A 1,428-nucleotide genomic window follows, 5' to 3' on the forward strand; every position below is an offset into this window, starting at 1 on the left:
GCCCGGCACATCGGCCACACCGCAACGGTGGATCGATGAAACGCGATCCACCCTCCGGGGTGCCGGTGGTGATGGTGTACGAGGACAGCCAGGGCACGGTGCACAAGATGCGCTACCTGGAATGGGGCGGCAGCACCCTCAGCAACGGCTGAGCCTCAACCCTGGCGATAGGGCAGCATGCCCCGCGCGTCCTCGGCATAACGGAGGATCGCGGGGCGTTCCTGGGCCAGGAAGTCCGCCACTGCCGCGCGCAGGCCGGGGTGGCGCAGCAGGTGCCAGGAGCGGGTCACGACCGGCTCGAAGCCCCGAATGAGCTTGTGTTCGCCCTGGGCGCCGGCGTCGAAACGCGACAGCCCGGCGCGAATCGCCCACTCGATGCCCTGGTAGAAACAGGTCTCGAAATGCAGGCGGTCGAACTCCGCCAGGCAGCCCCAGTAACGCCCGTACAGGGTGCTGCCATCCACCAGCGAGAACGCCATGGCCACCGGCCGGCCGCCCTGCACCGCGAACACCACGCGAATGGCCTGGGGCATGCGCTCGGCCAGCAGGCTGAAGAAGGCGCGCGTCAGGTAGGGCGTCTGCCCGCGCACCGCATAGGTGTTGGCGTAGCAGGCGTAGACGAAGTCCCAGTACGCCTCCAGCAGTTCGTGCCCCTCGCGCCACTGGAACTCGATCCCCTGCCCCACCACCTGCTCGCGCTCCTTGCGCACCTGCTTGCGCTTGCGCGAGGCGAAGGCGTCGAGAAAGTCCTGGAAGTCCCGGTAGCCCCGGTTGTGCCAGTGGTACTGGCAGCCCAGGCGCTCCAGCCAGTGCTCGCGCCCGCGCAGCACCGCGTCGGCAAAGGCATCGGTGAAGTTCACATGCAGGCTCGACAGGTCCTCCGCGTCGAGGGCTTCGGTCACCCCATCCAGCAATGCCGACGCCGCGCTGGCGTCCACCGCCAGCAGGCGCGCGCCGCCGACCGGGGAGAACGGCACGGCCCCCAGCAGCTTGGGGTAGTAGCCGATCCCGGCACGCTGGCAGGCATCGGCCCAGGACCAATCGAACACGTACTCACCGTAGGAATGCACCTTCACATAGGCCGGCATCGCCGCGCGCAGGTGTGCCTGGTCGTCGAGCAGCAGCCGGTGCGCCGGGTACCAGCCGGATTGCCCGCCCACGCTGCCGCTGTCCTCCAGGGTCGAGAGGAAGGCATGGCGCAGGAAGGGCTGGTCATCGGGCAGCAGGGCGTCCCAGCGCTCGGGCGCCAGGTCGGAGAGTCGGGTGAGGGTCTGGATGGGCATGGCGAGCAGTCTGGCGCGGGGCGCAGGCGAAGAAAAGCCCGCCGTGGAGGAATTGCCGCTGGCCTGGGTGCAGGGCGGGAAACGCATCGCGGCTGAAACCGCTTCCACAAGATGTCGCGCACGCAAAAATCCGCGCCATAAAAAA

Annotated in this window: 2 protein-coding genes; one reads left to right on the forward strand and one right to left on the reverse strand. The window is 68.4% G+C overall.

The window, feature by feature from the left end:
* Window positions 1–35: 35 nt before the first annotated feature.
* Window positions 36–152 (forward strand): DUF2790 domain-containing protein, encoded by a 117-nt coding sequence (locus tag A9G05_RS26950; protein WP_083265636.1) that lies wholly within the window; start codon window positions 36–38, stop codon window positions 150–152.
* Between the two features lie 3 nt (window positions 153–155).
* Here the strand turns inward: A9G05_RS26950 and A9G05_RS26175 are convergent, their stop codons facing one another.
* Window positions 156–1,283 (reverse strand): GNAT family N-acetyltransferase, encoded by a 1,128-nt coding sequence (locus A9G05_RS26175; RefSeq protein ID WP_069563705.1) that lies wholly within the window; start codon window positions 1,281–1,283, stop codon window positions 156–158.
* Window positions 1,284–1,428: the final 145 nt, after the last annotated feature.

Origin of the sequence: Pseudomonas sp. ENNP23 (assembly GCF_001728945.1) — a bacterium.
Taxonomy (GTDB): domain Bacteria; phylum Pseudomonadota; class Gammaproteobacteria; order Pseudomonadales; family Pseudomonadaceae; genus Metapseudomonas; species Metapseudomonas otitidis.